Source organism: Gemmatimonadota bacterium, assembly GCA_026706345.1.
Lineage (GTDB): Bacteria > JAAXHH01 > JAAXHH01 > JAAXHH01 > JAAXHH01 > JAAXHH01.
In genome coordinates this window covers 1-1,250 of sequence record JAPOYX010000104.1, presented here as the reverse complement: position 1 = coordinate 1,250, position 1,250 = coordinate 1, and the positions used below count along the sequence as shown (strand labels likewise).

2 protein-coding genes and 1 pseudogene are annotated in these 1,250 nt (G+C 61.7%); 2 read left to right on the top strand and 1 reads right to left on the bottom strand.

Going from position 1 to position 1,250, the window contains the following annotated elements:
• On the top strand, window positions 1-629 hold a 629-nt coding region (locus tag OXG98_07490), incomplete at its 5' end, for an isopenicillin N synthase family oxygenase (protein ID MCY3771845.1).
• 42 nt (window positions 630-671) lie between these two features.
• Window positions 672-1,058 carry an SgcJ/EcaC family oxidoreductase gene (locus OXG98_07485; protein MCY3771844.1) on the top strand — a complete coding sequence of 129 codons (387 nt, stop codon included), beginning with the start codon at window positions 672-674 and terminating at the stop codon, window positions 1,056-1,058.
• A 100-nt stretch (window positions 1,059-1,158) separates the two neighbouring features.
• Here the strand turns inward: OXG98_07485 and OXG98_07480 are convergent.
• Window positions 1,159-1,250 (bottom strand): annotated as a pseudogene (locus OXG98_07480) (hypothetical protein).

Below are 1,250 nucleotides of genomic sequence, written 5' to 3'. Positions count from 1 at the left end.
CGAAGGATTTACCCGGCTTTCGTGAGACCCTAGTCGAGTATTTTGACGCCATGGAAGCGCTCAGCCTGCGTCTGCTGCCGGTGTACGCCGCCGCCCTGGGCCTGCCCGAGCATTTCTTTGACGACGCATTTCTGCACTCGCGACCGATGGGCATTCTGCGACTGTCCCACTATCCCGGAACTCCGTGTGAGGAAAACCAGTTTAATGCCTCGCCGCATATTGACGGTGACTTTATTACGTTTTTGGCTCAGTCCGGGGTGCCCGGTCTGGAGCTGCGCACCTCGGAGAAAAAATGGATTCAGGCGCCGGCGCTGCCCGAGACCTTTCTGGTCAACGCGGGCGAGATTCTCCGTCTGTGGAGTAACGGCCGGTTTCGAGCGACCTTCCACCGGGCCATCAACCGGTCGGGGCACGATCGATATGCGATTCCGTTCTTCTACAGCCCCAGCCCGGACACCCTGATTGAGTGTGTGGAGACCTGCTGCGACGCGGACCATCCGCCCAAGTATCGGCCGGTAACGGTCCGAGAGTATACCGAGTGGTTCTCGCACAAGGTCTTCGTCCATCTCAAGGACAAGCCGGGGCGGTCGCCGTACTACGAGGGGGACCGGCCTGACAGTGCGGCCTAAGACAGTCTGAGAGTATAACTCTAATCAAAGGAGGAAGCGGATATGCCAGCACAGAAACCCGAAGAGTGTGATCTGTTGTTGCTCGAAGCAATCAAAGCCGGCGACCTGGAGACGGCCATCTCGCTCTATGAGCCGGACGCCACCTTTGTGGTGTCGCCCGAGCAGGTGGTCAAAGGCCACGACGCTATCCGCGAGGTCATGCAGGGCTTTATGGACGCCCAGGCCACGTTTAACGTCGAGGCGGTCACGGCGGTGACGAGCACGGACGGAACGGTGGCGGTTAGGGGGGTGAAGGGCAGCAGTACCAGGCCGGGGCCGGATGGCAAGCCGGTCACGACGCCGCTACACAGTGTGGAGGTGGTGCGTAAGCAGGCGGACGGGACGTGGCGCTTCATCGTCGACGATCCCAGCGGCGAAGGCATCAAGTAAAGGGCGGTCTCTACAGCGGGGACCCGCTCGGCAGCCCGACCAGCGTACGGCCGTAGGCTTCCAGCCCCGCCTCATAGTGCAGGGCGATGTGTTGGCTGACCGCATGCAGGTCACGCCAAATGCGCTGGACTGGGTGCTGGAGATACAGGGAGCGGCCGCCGCTGAGCTCAAACAGCCGGTCAACTGCGCGGG